The organism is Ensifer sp. VA4, from assembly GCF_055710065.1.
Genome location: NZ_JBVQPO010000003.1, coordinates 419,071 through 438,485, shown reverse-complemented (window position 1 = coordinate 438,485; position 19,415 = coordinate 419,071). Strand labels below are relative to the sequence as shown.

Genomic DNA, 19,415 nt, shown 5'->3' with positions numbered 1-19,415 from the left:
AGGGGCGGCCGTCGCCATCGCTATCGCCTCCGCTGCCGGTTGGCGAGTTGGCCGAGCATGGTGCGCAGTTGCGGCGCCACTTCCTCGGCCGCCGAAATCGGCAACATCGGCAAGCCGAGTTCCTCCTGCCAGGCGCGCAGCGCCCGCCCGCGCTTTCTGGCGAAGCCGTCGATGGCCTCGCGAACATTGCCGTGGCCGAATTGCACTTCGGCCTGAAGCAGCCCGCCGCTGAAGACGATATCGCCCTTGCGGGGCAGCTCGAGCAGGAACGGATCGTAGATGAGAACGGAGATCACATCATTGTGGGCCGAGAGCTTCAGGAGCATGTCGCGGGTCTCGAGGCTGTAGCCGTCGAAATCACTGATGACGATGATCAGGTGATCGTGCCGCGCAATGTTGGCGACCGTGGAGAGAACCACGTCGAGCTGTTCCTCGCCATGCGGCGCCTGCGAACCCGCCTTCAGCGCCATGTTGTAGCGCACGATGCTGTCGGCCAGGCGGATCACCGCTTCCCGGCTGCGATAGGGGCGCACCTCGGTAACCTCTTCGTCGCCGAAGACGACGCCGCCGACACGATCGCCGAGCGCCAGCACGCGCCAGGCCGAGAGCGCGGCGACTTCGGCAGCCGCGACCGACTTCATCGCGCGGCGGCTGCCGAAGAACATGTTGATGCGTTGGTCGACGAGGATCAGCGCCGGCCGGTCCTTCTCCTCGTCATAGACACGGACGACCGGCTTGCCGGTGCGGGCCGTCACCCGCCAGTCGATGGCACGGATGTCATCGCCGGGGAGATAGTTGCGCAGTTCTTCGAAGGAGAGCCCGCGGCCGCGCATGCGCGATTCATGACGTCCGGCAAGCAGGCGCCGCACCGGCGCCTTGCGCAGGAAAGTCAGGTCGCGGGCCATCGCTTCAAGGCCGACGAGCGTGTCGACCGACGTATAGACGCCGGTCGTATCGACCTGGCGGGGCTTTACGATGCCGCGGGAACGGGCGAGAGCCGGCAGGGATATGGCCATCGGCAGACCTCCATCCTCAGGCGACCGCGACGAGTTCGACGATACGGTCGATCACCTGGTTGGCGGTGGTGCCGCCGGCATGCGCCTCGTAGGAGAGCACCAGCCGGTGGCGAAAGACGTCATGTACGGTTGCCTGCACGTCGTCGGGCGTCACGAAGTCGCGGCCGTTCAGCCAGGCGTGCGCCCGCGAAACCTTGTCGAGGCCGATGACGCCGCGCGGGCTGACGCCGACCTGGACCCATTTGGCGAGATCCTTGTCGACCTTGTCGGGGTAGCGGGTCGCCATGACGAGCGCGACGATGTAGTTCTCGATCGCTTCGGAAACGGTGATCGCCGATATCTCCTGGCGCGCGGTAAACACCGCATCCTGGGCGAGTTTTTCCGTCGCGTGATTGTTGGGTTTCGTGTGGATTTCCTCGGACCGCACGAGCCGCATGATTTCGGCTTCCGACGCAGCGTTCGGGTAATCCACCTGGACATGCATGAGGAAGCGGTCGAGCTGTGCTTCGGGCAGGGGATAGGTACCTTCCTGCTCGATCGGGTTCTGGGTCGCCATCACCAGGAACAGGTCCGGCAGGGCGTGACGCTTGCCACCGATGGTGACCTGGCGCTCCTCCATCGCTTCGAGCAGCGCCGATTGCACCTTCGCCGGCGCACGGTTCACCTCGTCGGCGAGGATGAGATTGGCGAAGATCGGGCCTTCCTGAAAGCGAAACTCGCCTTTGCCGCCATCGGAAAAGTAGATCTCCGACCCAGTGATGTCGGCGGGCAGAAGGTCGGGCGTGAACTGGATGCGCGAAAGCTCCGCGTCGAGGTTCTTCGCCATGCTCTTGATGGCGCGCGTCTTGGCGAGCCCCGGCAGGCCCTCGACGAGCAAGTGGCCGTTGCTGAGCAAGCCCAGCAGCAACCGCTCGATCATGCCTTGCTGGCCGACGATCGCTTCGCCGATGCGTTTGCCGAGTTGCTCGATGTCGTCGCGTGCACCCATGAATTCCTGCTCCCTCTGCCTTTCCGGCAGCATCAGTCATCATGAAATTTCGGCAGAGCTTATTGTTAAATCAGGCCAATTGGAAAGGATGTAACAGTAACAAAGACTAGGCAGGAAGCGCATTTGCCCGATTTCGACCGTGGCGCGCGAGGTTTTGCTTGCCGTCGTAACGGTTACGTACTTTGGGTCGAAGGGAAATGGCGTTAGCTTGTAGCGACTTGGTGATCGAAACCGCCGCTCCGGGGATATGGAACCGCATGCCCGTGTCGCAGAAAATACTGCTTCTCAACGAAACGCCGGCGGCGATCAGTGCGCGTGAGCCGATCTGGATCGAAGGCGGCACCTTCGTCATGGGCTCGGACAAGCACTATCCGGAGGAGGCGCCGGCGCATCCGGTTAAGGTCGACGGATTCTGGATCGACGTGGCGCCGGTGACCAACCGCCAGTTTGCCGCCTTCGTCGAGGCGACGGGCTACGTGACCGAGGCGGAAAAGGCGCCGGATCCCAAGGATTATCCGGGCGCCCTGCCGGAGATGATGCGTGCCGGGTCGGTGATCTTCGATCCGCCGAAGAGGATTTCCGGCAGCAGTCCGTCGCAATGGTGGAACTTCAAGTTCGGCGCCGATTGGCGGCGGCCCTATGGGCGGCAGAGCAATATCCGCGGCAAGCTCGATCATCCGGTCGTCCAGGTCTCTTATCTCGATGCCAAGGCCTATGCGGAATGGGCGGGCAAGGATTTGCCGACGGAGGCGGAATGGGAGTTCGCCGCAAAGGGCGGGCTCGAGGGCGCTGAATTTGCCTGGGGCGACGACCTGGTACCGGAGGGTCGCTTCATGGCGAACACCTGGCACGGCATGTTCCCGACGGAAAATCTCAGGCCCGATGGCTTCGAGCGGACCTCGCCGGTCGCAAGCTTCCCGCCGAACGGCTACGGCCTCTACGACATGATTGGCAATGTCTGGGAATGGTCGAGCGATTTCTGGTCGACCCACCACCCGGCGCCGGCGCAAAAGAGCTGCTGTATCCCTTCCAATCCGCGCGGCGGCGACAGGGAAGCGAGTTTCGATCCGAGACAACCGACGATCCACATCGCCCGCCGGGTGGTGAAAGGTGGCTCGCATCTCTGCGCACCCAATTATTGCCGCCGCTACCGGCCGGCGGCGCGCCATGCGCATGAGGAAAACGCGGCGACCACCCATATCGGTTTTCGCTGCATTCGGCGGCCCTAACCTTTCCAGAGGATTCAAATCGTTCCTGCAAGGAGGATGCGGTATGACGGCAATTGCGATGCGATCCAATGCCAGGCCAAGCCGGTGCCGCTCGCGGTTCGCCGCTCTCCTGTTTCTGCTTTCGACCGCCTTGGCCGCGCCGGCTGCCGTCGTCGCGGCCGATGCGCCCGCCGACAATCTTCCGTCCTGGAACGATGGTGAGGCGAAGACGGCCATCGTCGATTTCGTCACGCGGGTGACCAGCGAGAACGGCGCCGACTTCGTGGCGCCGGAGGAACGTATCGCCGTCTTCGACAATGACGGCACGCTCTGGACCGAGCAGCCGAGCTATTTCCAGGGCCTGTTCGCCGCAGACCGCGTCAAGGTCATGGCGCCGGAGCATCCGGAATGGAAGGACAAGGAGCCGTTCGCATCGCTGCTGAAGGGCGACATGGCGGGTGTCGCCGCCGCCGGCGAGAAAGGCCTCGTCGAACTCTTGATGGAGACCCATGCCGGCATGACGACGGATGCGTTTACCAAGACGGTCAAGGATTGGTTCGCGACGGCCAGGCACCCGCGTTTCAACCGTCCCTATAACGAGATCACCTATCTGCCGATGCGTGAGCTGCTCGATTATCTAAGGGCCAATGGCTTCAAGACCTATATCGTCTCCGGCGGCGGCATCGAGTTCATGCGGCCGATGACCGAACAGATGTATGGCATCCCGCCCGAACAGGTCATCGGCAGCAGCATCGTGACGAAATATGCACTCGATGGCGATACGCCGGTGCTGACGCGCGAACCCAAGATCGACTTCATCGACGATGGCCCGGGCAAGCCCGTCGGCATCAACACGTTCATCGGCCGACGGCCGATCTTTGCTGCCGGCAATTCCGACGGCGACTACGAAATGCTGCGCTGGGCGACGGCCGGCGCAGGCCCACGCTTCGGCCTGATCGTGCACCATACGGATGGAGAGCGCGAATGGGCCTATGATCGGCAATCGCCCGTCGGCAAGCTGGACAAGGCGCTGACGGAAGCCGAACAGAGAAACTGGCTGCTGGTCGACATGAAAGAGGACTGGCGCCAGATCTATGCTTTCGAGAAGTAGGGAGCAGTCAGCCCCCTGGGCGGTGGCGCCCCGGGGTCAATCGACCCGCCTACGACAGCCGGTGGGTTCCAGCCCTCTCGGCCGCGCTCCGGCAACGGTGACCTATGGTTCGAGAAAGGCGTCCAAACCGATCTGTCGTCGACAGGGATAGCCTTGGCGATGCCGGGGCCCGCGAGGGGTAAGGCTCGCCGTATCGAGGGACGAATTCGGACGCTCACCGCGTCGGCGTCAAGACTATCGGGGCAATGTTACTGTTACGTACTTCCGAAACGGAGCGGCTGTCGTCACGCTGACCTTCGAGGGAGAGGGCTGCTCCCGTCGCCAGCCTTGGTTGAGGGCGTCGGCAGACCGATGTGTCGTCTCGGTGCCGGGAAAATGGTCCTGAGAAATGGCGCGCCAGCATGTCGGGCTGGCGACAAGGTCATCGACTGTCGATCAGGCGGGTAACAAACAATGCCCAACGCGGCCCTACAGCGCGGACTTTTGAAGCTAATGCTGAAGCTCCCGGCGCTGCGCGGCCAACTGCAGCTCCTGATCGCCAAGAACGTGTCTCTTTCCAACCTCTGCGAGGCCTACGAAGAAGCAAGTTCCATGCTCGACCGGCAACGCAGGCTCGATCCGCTGGATCATTCCATGATCTCGGAGTATGAATTGATCTGTCGCGAGATTGAAGAAGAGGTAATTTCTATCTGTATCATCGATTCAGGCCGCGAACCTAGTCCGGTGTGATTAGCAAATAGCCTCCTTGGATTCATAGATTTCATGTAAATCCAGTATAAACTTCGTGGGATATTTTGGCGGTTCTTATCCCGCTCTGACATAGCTCGTTTCCTTCGCAAAAATGCTTTGTGATGGCGCAATATTCTTCTTTTCGTCATCGCGGCTCTCGTCTAGAGTTCGTCTCGCGTTTGCACTCTCTTTGGGGTTGTGGGCAGTTGGGAGCGTATTATGGAAGCCAGAAATACGGGTCTAGCAGCTCATTGTGCCGTTGATGAATGTGACGCACGTGCTGCACTTGATCGTATTCTTGCGGATAGCCAATTTCACGCGACTGAACGCCACCGGAAGCTCCTGCGCTACCTGGTCGACGAGTTCTTCGCTGGCCGCTCGGGGCAGGTCAAAGCCTATACTATCGCGATCGACGTTTTCGGCCGACCGGCCTCCTTCGATCCGGCAACCGATCCGATCGTGCGTGTCGAAGCCTCGCGGCTGCGCGCGGCGCTGACACAATATTATGAGACCGTCGGCGAAAAGGAGAGGCTTCGCATTGAGCTCCCAAAGGGAAACTACGTCCCGCATTTCGTGATGAGCGGCTTGGCGCAGGGCCCTTCGGAAATCGCAGCGGATCCCACTGAATCGGGGAACGAGCAGCAAGAACCGGCCGACGTCGCTTCGGCCCCTGTTCGACGGTCGCGTCGTCCGCTCGGCGTGATTGCGGCCGCTGCCGCAGGACTCGCAGCCATGGCTGGAACCTTCTATCTCTCCGTCGCTGAACGCCTTCCATGGCAACCGGTGCTTTCCGCCAAGCCCACGATCGTCATCGACGCTCCAGCGGGCAGCGGAACCGGTGGCGAAGAGCAGAGGAAGGCAGGCGACTACCTGATCCACGCCTTGTCCCAGTTCTCCACTGTCCGCACTTTGGCGCGGGCGCCGGCGCCGGGCGTCGATGTCGCATCGGTTACCGGCTGGGTCGCGTCAGCACCGCAGGTGAAGCTGCAGGGGAGCAAGGAATACCGGCTCTCGGTCGCGTACAGTGCCGACGTCAAGGAGCATCAGGTCTCGTGGCAGGTTGTCGATGCGCAAAGCAATGAGGCGCTGAGAGCGGGTACCGCGAAAGCCGATATAGACAACGGTGATGCACAAGCAGTTCAGGAAAAACTGTTGGCTCGGCTCGCCCGCTCGCTCGCCGGCGAGGAAGGCGTCATCGTCAGCCTGGAGGCGGCGCGGCAGCTCGTGACGCCGTCGATCGGCTACGGTTGCGTGCTGCTTGCCGACGTCGCGGTGGCCCGGCTCGACCCGGAAGGCTTGGCTTCGGCACATGCCTGCCTGGAGCAATCGATGACCTACCAGGCGGCGGATCCCGACGTGCTCGCGAGCCTCGCCATGGTGCTGGTGGCGACCGGCGAGGCGAGCGCCTCGCCGACGGTGGCGGCACGGGCGGTGAAGCTCGCGGACAAGGCCGTGGCTCTTGCACCGCAATCGAGCCAGAGCTACATCGCGCAGATGCAGGCGCGCTTCGTCACCGGCGACACGGAGGCCGCGTTCTTGTCCGGTCGCCGTGCCGCTGCGCTCAATCCGCTCGATGACGTCATAGCCGCCCGGCTCGGCCTGCTGCTCTTTGTCAGTGGGCAATATTCGGAGGGCGTGAGCCTCGCGCGGGTGGCGGAGGTGGGCTGCGAGTATCTGCATCGCGACGCGGCGCTCACACTGGCGCTCGAAGACTATCGGAACGGCAAATACCGCGAAGCGCTGAGACGTGCGCGCCAACTCGCCAATCCCGCCGACACCGCCGTCAACCTCCTGCGGATCGCAGCGGCAGGTCAACTCGGCCGAACGAGAGAGGCCACCAGCGCCCTTGACGGCTTACGCTGGCACAAGGTTGGCTCGACGCGGTCGATTGAAAGCGAACTCACCGCGCGCGGTTATGCGCCCGAGTTGATCGCGCTTCTCGACGATGGTCTTGGCAAGGCCGGCGTCCGTCTCGCCGGCCTGCACTGATCACTTGCGAGGCGTGGCTTTCAGTTCTCGGCGGCCACCCGCACGATCAGCTTGCCGAAGTTGCGGCCTTCGAGCAGCCCGATGAAGGCATTGGGAGCGTTCTCGATGCCATCGACGATGTCCTCTTTGTAGCGAACCTCGCCGCGCGCAATCCAGTCTGCCATCTCCTGGTAGAAGGCTGGTCGCTGACCGGCGAATTCACGCTGGATGAAGCCCCTGATCAGCAGGCTCCTGCTCAGAACTTCACGCATGACGCCCGGCAGCCTGTCGCCGCCCGCTTGCGGACCACCGGTCTGGTTGTAGTGCGCGATCAAGCCGCAGACGGGGACGCGGGCAAAGTCGTTCAGCAGCGGAAAGACCGCGTCCCAGACATGGCCGCCGACATTCTCGAAATAGACGTCGATGCCGTTGGGGCACGCGGTGGCAAGCTGCTCGGCGAAATCGGGAGCGCGGTGATCGATCACCGCATCGAAGCCGAGCGTGTCGCGAACGAAAGCGCACTTGTCCGCTCCGCCCGCTATACCGACCGCGCGCGCTCCCTTGATGCGTGCGATCTGGCCGACCGCCGAGCCGACGGCGCCACTTGCCGCAGCCACGACGACCGTCTCGCCCGGTTTCGGCTGGCCGATCGTCAGCAGTCCCGCATAGGCGGTGAAGCCGGGCATGCCGAGAATGCCAAGCGCGGTCGACAGGGGTGCCGCGGACGGATCGAGCTTGCGCAGGTCCGCACCGCGCGAGAGCGCATAGCTCTGCCAGCCGGAGTGGGAGAGCACGAAGTCGCCGTCGGTGAAGTCCGGGTGACGTGAGCGTACGACGCGGGCAACGGTGCCGCCTTCCATGACCGCGCCGATCTCCACGGGTTTGGCGTAGGATTTGCCGGCGTTCATGCGGCCACGCATGTAGGGATCGAGCGAGAGGTAGAGGATCTTCAGCAGGACCTCGCTTTCGGCCGGCTCGGGGATTGCCGCTTCGACGATGCGGAAATCGCTTGGCGTCGGTCGGCCCGATGGCCGGGCGGCAAGCAGGATCTGGGTATTCGTGCTCATCATCTCTCCTATTGCATGTCCCCTTGAATCGACCTCGATTTAAGGACGAAGACATGCAGAAAAGCCTTCGTGCGTCTGACGCTCGGCGCTGTTGGGGGCGTTCGGGTAGCGTTTCACGGACGCCGCGACCGGCGGGCAGTTGTGGCACGAAAGCGATCGTCGGCCTATCGGGCATTTCTCGCCCGCCAAAAGAAACCTCCGCAGCCCGACCGCAAGGGCCCGGGCTGCGGAGGATGGCACGGAAACGTGTCGTCAGGCCGCGTCGATCGCCTGGCGGATATCGGCGATGATGTCGTCGGCATGTTCGATGCCGATCGACAGCCGGACGTAACCCGGCGTTACGCCGGTCTTCAGCTGGTCCTCCTCCGAAAGCTGCGAGTGCGTCGTCGTTGCCGGATGGATGGCAAGTGAACGCGCATCACCGATATTGGCGACATGGTAGAGCAGTTTCAGTCCGTCGATGAAGCGGCGTCCGGCCTCGCGTCCGCCCTTCAGCTCGAAGCCGACCAGAGCCCCATAGTGCCCGTTTTGGAGATATTTCTCGGCGCGGGCCTTCACTTCGCCTTCCTGGAGTTTCGGGAAGACCACGCGCCCGACCTTCGGATGGGTGAGGAGGAACTCGGCGACCTTGATCGCATTCTCGTTGTGCTGGCGGATTCTGAGCGGCAGCGTCTCCAGCCCCTGGATGAACTGGAAGGCGTTCAACGGACTAATGGCGGCGCCGAGGTCGCGCAGCAGTACCGCCCGGGCGCGCAGGATATAGGGATGGAAGGCGATCGCGGCGGCCTTTTCGAGCCAGGTCTTGCCCTGATAGCTCGGGTCCGGCTCGTGCAGGTTCGGATGCCGCGCCTCATGCTCATGCCAAGGGAAGCGGCCGCTGTCGATGATCGCGCCGCCGATCGAGGTGCCGTGACCGCCGATATATTTGGTCGTCGAATAGACGACGACGGCCGCGCCGTGGTCGAACGGGCGGATGGTCAGCGGCGCCGCGGTGTTGTCGACGATCAGCGGAATGCCGAAGCGCTGGCCGACTTCGGCCACTTCGCCGATCGGGAAGACTTCGAGCTTCGGGTTTGGCAGGGACTCGGCGTAGTAGGCGCGCGTCCTGTCGTCCGTTGCCCGGGCAAAGGCCTCGGGATCGGCGGCATCGACGAAGCGCACTTCTATGCCGAAGCTCTTCAGCGTTGCGGCAAAGAGCGCCCAGGTGCCGCCATAGAGGCCGGCGGCGCTGACGATGTTGTCACCGGCGCGTGCAAGGTTCAGCAATGCGAAAGCTGATGCCGCCTGGCCGGAGCCGAGCGACAGTGCTGCGGCGCCGCCTTCGATTTCCGCCAGGCGCTGCTCGAAGGCGTCCTGGGTCGGGTTCGAGACACGGGTGTAGAGATGCCCCGGGGCCTCGAGCGCAAAGAGCTTGTCGGCCCCATCCGTGCCGGGCAACTGATAGGAGGTCGTCTGGTAGATCGGTACGGCGACGGCGCCGCTTGCCGGGTCGAAACGGTAGCTGCCTCCGTGGAGCGCCAGGGTTTCCGGATGCAGTCGCCCGCCGGTCTCCCGCAGCCCGGTCGGTGCCTTGATCTCGATTGCGGGTTCTTCCGGCCTTTGATGGATCGTCATGCCATTTCTCCTCGGTTCTCAGGTTGATCAGGCGGGTACGGCGGCCTTCTGCTCCAGGAGGTCGGCGTGGTGCGCGGCCGCGACATCCGGATGCGAGCGCAGCCGGGATTTGAGCACATTGCGGCCCACCTCGTGGAAGAGCGGGTTCTGCGGATCCTGGGTCACGCCGCGGACTTGCGCCGCCAGCTCCGGCGGCAGGTCGAGCACCGGAATGGTCGAGGCGAGGTTGGCGCCGAGGAAAAAGGCGACGGAAAGCCGGTCGCCGCCCGCCGGCGGCGTGACCACCCGGTGGATGTTGGCGAGCAGGTAGCCGTTCGACGCCAGTTCGAGCAGTTCGCCGACATTGATGACGAATGTGCCGCGCTTCGGCGGCGCGTCGATCCAGCCGCCCTTGCCATCATCGACCTGCAAGCCGCCGACCACGTCCTGCAGCAGGATGGTGACGAAGCCGCCGTCCTTGTGGGCGCCCACCCCCTGGTCGCTCTCGGTCTTGTCGCGGCCGGGGTAGCGGATGATCTTCAGAAGCTGGTTGGGGCCGTCGCGATAGATCGGCCCGAAGACATCGGGCTTCTGGCCGAGCGCCTCGGAGAAGATCTCGATCAGACGAATGCCGAGCCCGGTGACGGCTTCGATATAGCCGAGGACTGCCGGCTTCAACTCGGGCAATGCATCGGGGAACTGATTGGGGCCGACCAGCCGCTTCCACGGCGCGTCCTGTGCCGTGACCTCAAGGCTTTGACGCTCGGGGCCGAAATCGACCTGCTCGCGCCAGTCCTGGGTGCCGCGGGTATATTCGAGGCCGGCGCGGTTATAGCCGCGGAAGTGCGGCGACTTGCGCATTTCGATCGCCAGCTTGTCATCCTCAGGCAGTGCGAAGAAGCGCCGCGAAAGCGAGAGGATGCCGTCGATCTCGTCTTGCGGAATGCCGTGTCCTTCGAGGTAGAAGAAGCCCACCGAGCGGGCAACGCTGCGCAATTCGTCGAGCGCCGTTGCCCGCTCGGGTTGGCCCGCCGCAAAGCGCGAAAGGTCGAGGACAGGCAGGGTTGGGTTGGTCTGGCTCAAGCTGGTCTCCATTGTTGCGTGGCCCGTGCCGCTGGCCGGCGAAACCCCGCGCATTGAGCGGAGCGGGCGGCGGCTGCACCGAAGGGGCAGGTGGGAAGGGGGAGTCCGGCAGCCGCGGTTGGTCGCAAGAGATTGCGCTGCGACAAGTCACCGGTCGTGAAGTGGAGTTGGCTCATGGCATCCCCGTTTGTGTCTGGCAGTTCAAGCCTACCCGGTAATGCTCTTTATTCAATAAAATCTATGGAAATTCTGGACTAAATTGTCGGCGATCAGCGAAGCAAACATTCGGACGGGGCGACCTTCCAGGAAAAATCCGTCCAGCCCCTGCATTTGCCTCCGGCGAGCGCTATCTCGCACTGAGCTTCAAATGTTTGATGACAGGTGCCGGCGGCAGATCGGCGGAAGACGAAACTGCGGTGCCCCGCAGGCCGCACGACGACGCATCGTCGGAGATGAAATCGCAGGCGGCAAATGAAAAGCCCTGTCGTGCACGTCTGCAGACAGGGCTTTTTAGCGATTTGGTTTTCAGATCATTCCATCGTTCCCGGCAACGGCGGATGATCTTTCACGTTTGCACAATTCTGGACGCTGAACGCCCAGAACTCGCCGGCCTCAGCAGCGACCGAGGCTTGGTCGCGTCATCAGCTCGTTGGTGAGATGCGCCCTCTTGTCACCGTATTCCCCAGCCTCCTTGAGCAGCGATGCGAGCGCCAGCTCGAGGCAATATTGCACACCTTCGACATTGAGGGTCTTGGCGGAATCTCGCGCATAGGTGACAAGGCGAGCCAATGCCAGCAGCTCCTTTTCCTTGTCTTCCGGTTCCACCGGTACAGCAAATGAAGATAGCATCATTTTCCCCAGCTCCCTATGGATCGATAGATCCAGTTCAGCGTGGTCAATCATAGCGTGACTGCGCCGCAGTGCGCGTGACATGAGCGTGACACACGTTGTATGGGAAAACCGCGCGCTTAAGATGAAGCGTCAGGTTGACCGAACAACCTCTTCCACATGCTGGTAGAATTGAATTCCCAATCTCGCGCCACAACCGTCCGTTGGTCGGGCGCGTTGTGCAGTGCGTCTAGCAAATGCAGCGCATCAATGCGTTTCTGGTCGATGAATTCTGCGGCAAGCAGCTCAGCGCGGCGGGTGCGGTTGGTGCCGGCAGGAAGTGCCGCGCGCTCGACGATCGTCGTCCAGGTGCGATCCTTGTAGAAGACGGCGGCTGCCGCGGCGCCGAGCGCCGCCACCTCATCCGCCGGAAGCAACTGACGCTCCCGTAGGCGTCCAAGGGTCATGTCGACGTTGACGAGTGGCAAGGTCAGCGGCAGGTATCCGAGTTCGGCCGGGCCATGGATCAGGGCGACATCGGCATCGTCCACACGCCTGCCTTCAACATACTGTCGGCAGATCTCACCGATGCCCACCATGCCGAAGGGAGCGCATTCGGCAGCGCGAAGCGCCCCCATGCTGGCGGCGCCGAATACCTGAACGCCTTGCGTCAGCGCATACAGAATCTCCTTGTGCCAAACCGGGGCGACGTGTTCGAAATTGCCATCGATCAGGCCGATGGCCGTCGCGCCACGTTCGGTCGCGCGCAGAATGTCGCCCTGAGCGGCGGGCGGCAGGACGGTGATGGCGGCGGCTGCCAGGCGGTGCGCGTCCGGCAGGCTCGGCCCGACGAAGGCGATCTTCATCCGACCTCCAGCGCGCGCGCCAGCGCCCGTTCGCCGAAACGGCGCTTGCGCAACCCGTCGGGGTTCTCGAGGTCCGGAACGAGAACCTTGACGACGGAGAACGGCATGTCTCCTTCTTCGACGAGCGGTACGACCACAGCCGAGCGGATACGCGCCTCCTCGAGCCGTTGCATTGCGAAGCGCAGCAGTCCCTGCGGTGCACCTGCTGCGTTTGTCGGCATCGGGGCTTTCCTTTGCGGGGCCGCCTCGAACAGGCGCTGCGTCTCGCGAGAGAGGGGGCGGGTAAAGGTTTCGGGAAAAACGTCGTCGCGGGCGCCGCTGATATAGGTGAGGCGCGACTGGGCTGCCTCGGTCACGGCGCGGATGGCGGCTCTGCGCGCTACCGGGTGAGCTCCATGTCCGATCGTCACGTCATGGTACCGGGCTTGCCGTGCACTCGAGATGCCGGCATCTGCAAGGGTTGCTGCGTAGCAGGGGATAGCGACGTCACTGGTCACGTCGAAGAGGCGCAATTGCAGGCCGCAGGCCATGATTTGACGAAGCATCGCGTCGAGGATCGGATCCTCGAACGACGCAGGATCGATGCAACTTCCGAGCTTGGCGCCGAGCGGCAACAGGCGCCAGAGCGTTTCGGCGTCGCGCTCGATCCGCTCAAGCAGTCCGTGCAGAATGGCTTCCGTCCGGGTGTTGCCGGAGGCGAGGCCATCCGAGGATTGCCAGTATCGACAGCCTTCGATGGTCCGGTCGAGCGTGGTCGCCTGAAGCGGCACCCAGGTGGTGGCTCCGTCTGAGAGATCGAAGCCGCGAAGCCAGGCGATCGTCTCATCGTCGCCGAGATCCGGCTGGCCGCTGGCGATCAATCCCGGAAGCGTCAACGCCCGATCGCCGCTTTCACATAATGCCTGTCGGGTCGCCATGCTGGCCGGCACCGATGGAGCGCAGGCAACGGCGCGTTCGAGCGCCTCCATGGCGGCCGAAACCTTGGCGTCATCGTCGGTGACGCCCTTGCCCTGATTGATGACGATCGACCGCGCGTTCGGAGAAATGGCGCTCCAGACGGGAATTCCGACCTTGTCGAGCCCGGTCAGGCGCGCAAGCCTGCTGACGCCGAATTTCGGCAAAAGCGGTTCGATGCGCCGGAGGGTCTCTTCCGGTGGGCAGGCGCGATCGCTGTATGAAAGCACGCCGGGCGTCGAACGGCTGAAACAATCGTCCGACGCCCGGTCAATTCCGCTGACTTGCGCCACCTGTCGGCGTCAGCCGTCCATGAACCCGCCGGATACCGAGTCGGACGAGGCCGCCAGGACGGCGAGGTTGACGCCCTTGTGTACCGTTGCGCCACCGTTGACGCGCAGGTCATTGGCCGCTGCCAAAGGCCCCTGTGTCGGCGCCGGAATCTGTGTCACCGTTCCCGCATCCAGATCGGCCATCCAGAGCCGATCGTCACCCGCCACGCCAATTACCACCACTTTCGCCATTTGCCCCTCCTGGCTTTCGCTGAACGAAGATCTCAGAAGCCTGCCTTGCGCAGACCTTCGCAATAGTGGACTCGTTGCCACTCTTCCCTGAAGGGAACGATGGCCATCCATTTGTCGAGATTAAAATCCGGGTGTACGTCGAACGTCTTGCGGACGAATTGGCGGGCCTTCTTCTTGTTGCCGAGCATGCCCCAACTTGCCGCCGACAGCCGGTCGGCGGGCGTCGGATCGCGCATGCGCTCGATGTAGGCGATGGCCTGTTCGTATTGGCCAAGCGAATAGCTGGCGCCGGCGGCGGTCCAGAAATACTCGTCCGGCGCGATCGGGTTAAGGTCGAGCGCGGCTTGGATCTTGCGAAGGCCGCCCTCCGGCCGCGACGCCTGCACCAGCGTGTCGGCGTAGCTCGCGATGACGTTGGCGTGCTGCGGGCTCAGCGCCTCCGCCTTGTCATGGTATTCCATGCTCTCATCGAACTGTCTCAGATAGAGCTTGACGACGCCGAGCTCGCGGTAGCCGGTTGCCAGCGTGTCGTCGGCCACCACTGCATCGCGTGCGTGCCGTTCCGCAAGCGCCAGCAATTCGCTGTCGCCGCGCGCCGTCAACAGCCATTCGAAGAAGTAGCTGCGCGCCAGACCGCTCATTGCTGGCGCAAAGTCGGAATTTTCGTACAGCGATTCACGGAAGCTCTTGCGCGCGCGCCGCAGCTCCGGAAGGTTGAGTTGCTTGAGGTAGCGCTGGCCCAGCAGGAAGCTGCGATAGGAACCAACATTGGTCTCGTAGGTCTTCCGGTGCGTCTCGTTGCGCTCTACCTGGCTGGCGATGGCATAGGCGATCTGCCGGGCAATCTCCCGCCGCGAGGTCATCAGCCCTTCGCCGTCGAGATTGAAGCGGTCGGCCCAGATCACTTCGTCATTGGCAAAGAAGATCAGCTGCGTGAACAGGGTGAGCCGGCTGCCTTCGTCCGTCAGGCGCGTGTCGAGGATGTAGCTGATGGCGTGCTTCTGGTAGGTGTTTGCCTTGTCGGCCTGGAGGCTGATCTGCGCCGCCGTGTAGGGGGCGATGACCGAGACCGAACGAAGGCCGCAAAGGCCGATGGTGACGTCCTCGATCAAGGCGCTCGCAAACTGCGTGCCGGGACTGTCGATCGCTCCGTTGCTCGGCGGCAGCAGCACGACGCGTGGCGGACGCAGGTCCGCGGCCGCCTCGGAGACCGGCGTGAAGATCGGCGAAGCGGGTCGCCATTCCGCGACGGCCGGAATGGCCGGCGCATTGCTGTGTGCGATTGCCCTCGCTTCGAGGTGATTGCCTTCGAGCTGAAACACCTCAGTTAGGATCTTGCGCACATCCTCGTCGAGCGGATTGCGCTCGAGAAGCCGCGCTGCAGCCGCCTTGACCAGTTTGCGATGGGTCTTCGTCGCTTCCGGCGCGGCTGCGATCAGGCTTTCGCGCAGGAGCGTCATGTGTTCGCCGCGCTGCCGTTCGATCCAGCCGTGCAACGATTGCCCCTGCGATTTCAGGTCCTTGAGGAAATCTTCCTGGAACGTCGTTGCCGCCAGTTCGAAGCGGGTGAGCGCATCGCCCGGGTCTCGATTGATTTCGTCCAGGTCGCTCTGCAGCCGATCGACGTCGAGCGCGACCGACGATTGGGAGAAACTCAGGAAATGGCAGCCGAGTTCGTCCTGTCGCGCGCTGATCCGGGAGATTGTCTTGCGCAGATTGACGAAGGCCTGGCTGGGGACGACTTCGTCCCACAACAGCTTCGCGATGTCGTTTCTCGATTGTTCGCGATATCCGCCGACGATCAGATGGCAAAGGATGAGCAGACCCTTCTCCGGAAAGGCCACTTCGCGCCCGTTCTTGTCGACGAGACGCAAGCGCCCGAGGGTCTGCAGTCTGAATGTCATCCGCTCATTCCTGTCGGGCGCAAACGCTTATCCGTGCAGATCCTGAGCGTGGCTCGTTCCTGCGCGGCTGCTTTCCGTCTCGGGCGTCTGGGCCACGGCGGCGACGAGCGAGATGATCTTCTTGCGCAGCACCGGATCGCTGATCTTCAGGAAAGCGCGGTTGAGGGCGATGCCTTCCTTCGACGAAACGAAAGAGGAGATCTCGCTCGGTTCGCGGGTCGTGTCGCCGGCGCCGGTGCGAGCAGAGGCGTCGTCGCCTTCCTGGAAGAAGAAGCTCGGATGCACGCCGAGGATATCGGCGATCGCCTGAAGACGGCTGGCGCCGATGCGGTTGGTGCCTTTTTCGTATTTCTGAACCTGCTGGAATGTGATCCCGAGGCCGTCGGCCAGCTTTTCCTGGCTCAACCCGGCCATCAACCGACGCATCCTGACGCGGGAACCGACAAAGACATCAATCTGGCTGGGGGCTTTTGTGTTCACTTGCATGTCCTCCGCACGTAGGAATGGTCGAAATCATACATATGAGTTTGCTTGAATAAATCTCCTGATGCAATCACTACGGGCTAAAACGCCGAGATTTGCGGCGCCGTCCCGGTTTTCCAAGGGATGAGCCGGCCGGTGCTGCCGTGATCGGCACGCAAGCGCGCCAATTGTGATGGTCCATATGCGACAGATTGCCCTGATTGCGCCGAAATGCGAAGCGCGCCCGCGCGAATCGATCTCGTCTTACGCGGCCGCCCGAGGGGCCTGTGGCCGAGACTTACCGTCCCTTTCAGCAGCCGGTTACAGTCGCCGTTACTGTTACGTACTTGCGCTGTTCCCGCTGCCGAGGATGCTGCGATGATCCCGGTCCCATGTCCGCTCCCCACCCGCCATCTACGCGAGGGGCGACGGCGCGGTGCCGGTTCTGATCGCTGCCAGATGCCGGAGAACCAAATGCGCAGATTGACCTTGACCTTGACCCTGTTCGCGATTGCTTCCGTTCCGGCCGAGGCCGGTCCCGCAACGACGAGCGCGTCCGTCAATTTCCGGGAAGGGCCGGGAACCGGCTTCGACAGTCTCGGCACGATTGCGGCAGGCGCGCAAGTCGACGTCAAGGAATGCGACGATGGCGGCACATGGTGCGCGGTGAGCTTCGATGGCCAGAACGGCTTCGTCAGCGGCAAATATCTGAACGATGCCGATCTCAAGGGGCTCGGCTGGCCGCGCGCCTTTAAGACCGACAGCGGCGCGACCATCACGCTCTATCAGCCGCAGATCAACGCGTGGAAGGACTTCACCGACCTCGATGCGCTGATCGCTGCCGAATACAAGCGGTCCGACGACGCCAAGCCGATTTACGGTGTCATCGGGGTGACCGGCAAGACCGATGCCGACAGCGCGTCCGGCCAGGTCGTCGTTTCGGATATCAAGATGACGGAGATCAATTTCTCAGTCCTCGATCGGAAGGAACTGGCGGATCTCGCTCTCGAGGTCGGCAAGCTGATGCCGGTCGGAACCATCACGGTTTCCGAGGACAAGTTGACGGCGAGCCTCGCCGACTACGAGCGGCTCGGCAATGTCGAGGGGCTGAAGGCCGATCCACCGCCGATCTTCGTCAGCAACGAGCCGGCGGTGCTGGTGCAGACCGACGGCAAAGCGGTGTTCGCGCCGGTCAAGGGCGTCGAGGGCCTGTCCTTCGCGGTCAATACCAATTGGGACCTGTTCAAGGTCGATGCGGACGGCAGCTATTACCTGCGCAACGACAAGGCGTGGCTGCAATCGAAGGATCTGGCCTCGGGGTGGCAACCTGCTTCATCGCTTCCGGACATTCTCGGCAAGCTGCCGGACGATGACAACTGGAAGGATGCCAAGGCGGCAATCCCGCCGCAGGCCGAGACGGACGCCGCGGCGAAGGTCATCTACTCGGACAAGCCGTCGGAACTGCTCGTCTTCGACGGTGAGCCGAAGCTCGAGCAGGTACCGGGCACCGGCCTCAAGGTTGCGACCAACAGCGAGAGCGACGTCTTCTACCGCGACGCAGATTCCAACTGGTATATCCTCGTGTCCGGTCGCTGGTTTGCGAGTTCTTCGCTCGATGGCCCGTGGACTTTCGCCACGCCCAAGCTTCCCGAAGATTTCCAGAACATCCCGCAGGACGCCGCCTATTACACGGTGCGCTCGTCCGTTCCCGGTACGTCCGAGAATGCCGAGGCGCGGCTGAAGGCAAGCATCCCCGAAAAGGCGCGTGTGGCGCTCGACGGGTCGGTCAAGGCGGACGTCACCTATAGTGGCGATCCGAAATTCGAAAAGATCGACGGCACCTCGCTCACCTACGCCGTGAACACGAACGAGAGCGTCATCAAGGTCGGTGACCAATACTTCGTGGTGAAGGACGGTATATGGTTCGTCGGCGACACGCCGACTGGACCGTTCAGCGTCGCCAAGGCGGTGCCCGACGAGATCTACAAGATCCCGCCGTCCTCGCCGGTCTACAACGTCACCTATGTGCGGATCTACGAAACTGAACCGGATGCCGTCTGGTTCGGCTATACGATGGGCTATCTCGGCGCCTATCTCGCCGGGGATACCTTCGTCTACGGCACTGGCTGGTACTATGACGATTATTGGGACTATGGCTGGGCCGGCGGCGGCTACTGGCCCTATTATCCCCGTCCCGTGACCTATGGCGTCGGTGCGTTCTACAACCCGGCCGTCGGGACCTTCGGCCGCTATGGCTATGCGTACGGTCCCTATCGCGGCATCGCCGCCGGTGCGGCCTACAATCCACGCACCGGCACCTATATGCGCGGTACCGTCGGCTACGGGCCGAACGGTGACCGGGGCTTCCTTGCCGCCTACAACCCGCGCACTGGCAACGCTGCGATCGCGCGCGGCGGGCACAATGTCTACGGGAGCTGGGGCACGGCGGCCGTCAAGCATGGTTCCGACTATGCGCGCATTTCCGGCGGCTCGACCGCGGACGGCGCCGGTATGCATTGGCGCACGTCGGACGGCAATCACGGCTTTGTCGCCGACGGCAAGGGCGGCGACGTCTATGCCGGGCGCGACGGAAACGTCTATCGCCGCGACGACGGACAATGGCAGAAGCACACTCCGGACGGCTGGCAGCCGGTCGACAAGCCTTCGATCCAGGACAGGGCCAAGGCGGGCGAACACTTTTCTGCCAGGCACCCGGACGCGGCCCAGAGCCTGAACCAGCAGATCGATTTCGGCCAGGGAGCGGGCGCGCGAACGCTGGACCGCGCGCCCGATCACCTGGCCATCGACAATATCGGGCGACAGCTCGGCAACCAGCGTTCCTTCGGGCGTCAGTCCTTCGATGAGCGGCCGCTGAACTTCCCGAGCAGCGCAGGCGGTGGCTTTGACCGTCCGGGTGGCTTCGGTGGCGGTGACTTCGAGAGAGGCGGCTTCCATGGCAGTGGCGGCTTCCAGGGAGGCGGTGGTTTCCACGGGGGCGGCGGGTTCCATGGCGGCGGCGGCTTCCGACGTCGTTGATCTGCGGCGAAAGGGCGTTGGCAGAACCGCCTATAGGTATGTTAGCATTTGAAAAGGTTGAGAATCGTGCCGGTCGGG

At 63.1% G+C, this 19,415-nt stretch carries 16 protein-coding genes; 5 read left to right on the top strand and 11 right to left on the bottom strand.

What is annotated here, in order from left to right:
• Positions 1-20: 20 nt before the first annotated feature.
• The gene (locus tag AC0C6X_RS07160; protein WP_247959531.1) at positions 21-1,016 is read right to left on the bottom strand and encodes a DUF58 domain-containing protein; all 996 of its coding nucleotides are present in this window, start codon (positions 1,014-1,016) and stop codon (positions 21-23) included.
• Positions 1,017-1,032: 16 nt separating this feature from the next.
• Positions 1,033-2,004, bottom strand: a complete 972-nt coding sequence (locus AC0C6X_RS07155; protein WP_173518761.1) for an AAA family ATPase — start codon at positions 2,002-2,004, stop codon at positions 1,033-1,035.
• Between the two features lie 275 nt (positions 2,005-2,279).
• Here AC0C6X_RS07155 and AC0C6X_RS07150 point away from each other — a divergent pair, with 275 nt between their 5' ends.
• The 4 genes from AC0C6X_RS07150 (at position 2,280) to AC0C6X_RS07135 (ending at position 7,041) form a co-directional block, all read left to right on the top strand.
• Complete coding sequence (locus AC0C6X_RS07150) at positions 2,280-3,233, top strand: formylglycine-generating enzyme family protein (RefSeq protein WP_376741713.1); 954 nt, start codon at positions 2,280-2,282, stop codon at positions 3,231-3,233.
• A 43-nt stretch (positions 3,234-3,276) separates the two neighbouring features.
• Positions 3,277-4,323: an HAD family hydrolase gene (locus AC0C6X_RS07145; RefSeq protein ID WP_472952313.1), complete on the top strand. Its 1,047-nt coding sequence runs from the start codon at positions 3,277-3,279 to the stop codon at positions 4,321-4,323.
• Between the two features lie 453 nt (positions 4,324-4,776).
• Entirely contained in the window at positions 4,777-5,052 is a 276-nt protein-coding gene (locus AC0C6X_RS07140) for a hypothetical protein (RefSeq protein ID WP_247959534.1), read from the top strand.
• Positions 5,053-5,271: 219 nt separating this feature from the next.
• Positions 5,272-7,041, top strand: coding sequence for a hypothetical protein (locus tag AC0C6X_RS07135; RefSeq protein WP_173518758.1), 1,770 nt, complete (start codon positions 5,272-5,274; stop codon positions 7,039-7,041).
• Positions 7,042-7,061: 20 nt separating this feature from the next.
• Here the strand turns inward: AC0C6X_RS07135 and AC0C6X_RS07130 are convergent, their stop codons facing one another.
• The 9 genes from AC0C6X_RS07130 to AC0C6X_RS07090 all read right to left on the bottom strand — a co-directional run bounded on the left by AC0C6X_RS07130 (position 7,062) and on the right by AC0C6X_RS07090 (position 16,319).
• The gene (locus tag AC0C6X_RS07130) at positions 7,062-8,087 is read right to left on the bottom strand and encodes an NADP-dependent oxidoreductase (RefSeq protein WP_173518757.1); all 1,026 of its coding nucleotides are present in this window, start codon (positions 8,085-8,087) and stop codon (positions 7,062-7,064) included.
• A gap of 252 nt (positions 8,088-8,339) precedes the next feature.
• Positions 8,340-9,701 (bottom strand): O-acetylhomoserine aminocarboxypropyltransferase/cysteine synthase family protein, encoded by a 1,362-nt coding sequence (locus AC0C6X_RS07125; protein ID WP_472952310.1) that lies wholly within the window; start codon positions 9,699-9,701, stop codon positions 8,340-8,342.
• A 27-nt stretch (positions 9,702-9,728) separates the two neighbouring features.
• Positions 9,729-10,775 (bottom strand): isopenicillin N synthase family dioxygenase, encoded by a 1,047-nt coding sequence (locus AC0C6X_RS07120; protein ID WP_472952309.1) that lies wholly within the window; start codon positions 10,773-10,775, stop codon positions 9,729-9,731.
• Positions 10,776-11,375: 600 nt separating this feature from the next.
• On the bottom strand, positions 11,376-11,666 hold the full coding sequence (locus tag AC0C6X_RS07115) for a hypothetical protein (protein WP_246304493.1): 291 nt from the start codon (positions 11,664-11,666) through the stop codon (positions 11,376-11,378).
• A 65-nt stretch (positions 11,667-11,731) separates the two neighbouring features.
• Positions 11,732-12,457: a TfuA-like protein gene (locus tag AC0C6X_RS07110; protein ID WP_173518754.1), complete on the bottom strand. Its 726-nt coding sequence runs from the start codon at positions 12,455-12,457 to the stop codon at positions 11,732-11,734.
• Positions 12,454-13,641, bottom strand: a complete 1,188-nt coding sequence (locus tag AC0C6X_RS07105) for a YcaO-like family protein (protein ID WP_472952307.1) — start codon at positions 13,639-13,641, stop codon at positions 12,454-12,456. The genes AC0C6X_RS07110 and AC0C6X_RS07105 overlap by 4 nt, the downstream gene beginning before the upstream one ends.
• A 72-nt stretch (positions 13,642-13,713) precedes the next feature.
• Positions 13,714-13,935, bottom strand: coding sequence for a hypothetical protein (locus tag AC0C6X_RS07100; RefSeq protein ID WP_173518752.1), 222 nt, complete (start codon positions 13,933-13,935; stop codon positions 13,714-13,716).
• Positions 13,936-13,967: 32 nt separating this feature from the next.
• The gene (locus AC0C6X_RS07095; RefSeq protein WP_173518751.1) at positions 13,968-15,839 is read right to left on the bottom strand and encodes an SARP family transcriptional regulator; all 1,872 of its coding nucleotides are present in this window, start codon (positions 15,837-15,839) and stop codon (positions 13,968-13,970) included.
• A 27-nt stretch (positions 15,840-15,866) separates the two neighbouring features.
• The gene (locus tag AC0C6X_RS07090) at positions 15,867-16,319 is read right to left on the bottom strand and encodes a helix-turn-helix domain-containing protein (RefSeq protein ID WP_173518750.1); all 453 of its coding nucleotides are present in this window, start codon (positions 16,317-16,319) and stop codon (positions 15,867-15,869) included.
• A 456-nt stretch (positions 16,320-16,775) separates the two neighbouring features.
• Here AC0C6X_RS07090 and AC0C6X_RS07085 point away from each other — a divergent pair, with 456 nt between their 5' ends.
• Entirely contained in the window at positions 16,776-19,337 is a 2,562-nt protein-coding gene (locus tag AC0C6X_RS07085; protein WP_472952305.1) for an SH3 domain-containing protein, read from the top strand.
• Positions 19,338-19,415 lie beyond the last annotated feature (78 nt).

Bases quoted from the DNA above. Each gene is read 5' to 3' on its own strand.
- AC0C6X_RS07155 (WP_173518761.1), bottom strand. From the start codon at position 2,004: ATGGGTGCACGCGACGACATCGAGCAACTCGGCAAACGCATCGGCGAA.
- AC0C6X_RS07100 (WP_173518752.1), bottom strand. From the start codon at position 13,935: ATGGCGAAAGTGGTGGTAATTGGCGTGGCGGGTGACGATCGGCTCTGG.
- AC0C6X_RS07145 (WP_472952313.1), top strand. From the start codon at position 3,277: ATGACGGCAATTGCGATGCGATCCAATGCCAGGCCAAGCCGGTGCCGC.
- AC0C6X_RS07140 (WP_247959534.1), top strand. From the start codon at position 4,777: ATGCCCAACGCGGCCCTACAGCGCGGACTTTTGAAGCTAATGCTGAAG.
- AC0C6X_RS07120 (WP_472952309.1), bottom strand. From the start codon at position 10,775: ATGGAGACCAGCTTGAGCCAGACCAACCCAACCCTGCCTGTCCTCGAC.
- AC0C6X_RS07125 (WP_472952310.1), bottom strand. From the start codon at position 9,701: ATGACGATCCATCAAAGGCCGGAAGAACCCGCAATCGAGATCAAGGCA.
- AC0C6X_RS07135 (WP_173518758.1), top strand. From the start codon at position 5,272: ATGGAAGCCAGAAATACGGGTCTAGCAGCTCATTGTGCCGTTGATGAA.
- AC0C6X_RS07115 (WP_246304493.1), bottom strand. From the start codon at position 11,666: ATGATTGACCACGCTGAACTGGATCTATCGATCCATAGGGAGCTGGGG.
- AC0C6X_RS07085 (WP_472952305.1), top strand. From the start codon at position 16,776: ATGCGCAGATTGACCTTGACCTTGACCCTGTTCGCGATTGCTTCCGTT.
- AC0C6X_RS07095 (WP_173518751.1), bottom strand. From the start codon at position 15,839: ATGACATTCAGACTGCAGACCCTCGGGCGCTTGCGTCTCGTCGACAAG.
- AC0C6X_RS07130 (WP_173518757.1), bottom strand. From the start codon at position 8,087: ATGAGCACGAATACCCAGATCCTGCTTGCCGCCCGGCCATCGGGCCGA.
- AC0C6X_RS07160 (WP_247959531.1), bottom strand. From the start codon at position 1,016: ATGGCCATATCCCTGCCGGCTCTCGCCCGTTCCCGCGGCATCGTAAAG.
- AC0C6X_RS07110 (WP_173518754.1), bottom strand. From the start codon at position 12,457: ATGAAGATCGCCTTCGTCGGGCCGAGCCTGCCGGACGCGCACCGCCTG.